Below are 995 nucleotides of genomic sequence, written 5' to 3' on the forward strand. Positions count from 1 at the left end.
GAAGGATCACCACCACACTGCACAACAATCATAGATATAATCAGGTTTCTCAATTCCATGGAAAATCTTCTTTTAGCAGTTTTATATCCAAGTTTATTAGCCTGTTTATATATCAAGATAAGTATAGCCACAATCAAAGTCATATATAGGATAACTTTTATTCCATTTTTATTGAGTGACACAAGAGTACTCACATTTAGTTCCTGCTTTATAAATCGGAAGAATACTTCGATATCCCACCTTCGCCTGTAAGCGTCCGTAATATCTTTGGCTGATAAGTTAAGCACATTGGTGATAAACCAAAATTCTTTATCAGGATCATCTTTGCTTTGTGCTACAATTAAGCGAAAAGGTACTTCTACCAGCTCTTCTTTGTAATGGATATTACCTCGTTTATTATTAATAGGCTTACCGGTATATAAATAAACTTCACTATCTTTCAAAAGCATCAAACTACCCAAGTCTAGATCAATATCATCGCTTTTCAAGGATTTTAGTTCAACATGTTTTCGATTCTCTTTTGCTCTTATTATAAAAGGGATAGATTCTCCGGAAAAATCTTTCATGGTTCTAGCTGACTGCAATCCTCTGTCCAAAATGTAAATATTGTGATGTCCGGTTTCTTGTTTCACATGACTTCTTATAACCTCAGGTAAAGCTGTTTCTTCGCCAGAGTATTTGGAGTCTGTAAATATCTTAACATCACAAGGTAAAATGCCATCAAAAGCAATGCTATACTTAACTGACTTCTTTCCGTTTTTATGGTCAATACCTTCTTCTAAGAGTTTGCTACAAGCTTCACTTACCATTGAAGAATCAACTCGTATCAGATTATATTCCTCTTTTTCTGTCGATGAATAGGCTGCTGAGAATTGTTCATAAATACATTCATATATTTGTTTGAAGAAGTCCGCATCAATCTTAGAAAGCCGTTCTGATATGGAACTTCGGCGAACACTCTCTGATTTGTCTAAGTTAAAAAGCATCTTGAAGAC

General features: G+C 34.6%; 1 protein-coding gene. It reads right to left on the minus strand.

What is annotated here, in order from left to right; all coding sequences use genetic code 11:
• Positions 1-995: IS4 family transposase (locus ACFO6W_RS26190; RefSeq protein WP_380002097.1), on the minus strand; the 995-nt coding region annotated here is incomplete at both ends.

Origin of the sequence: Dysgonomonas termitidis, assembly GCF_042654545.1 — a bacterium.
GTDB classification, from domain to species: Bacteria; Bacteroidota; Bacteroidia; order Bacteroidales; family Dysgonomonadaceae; genus Dysgonomonas; species Dysgonomonas termitidis.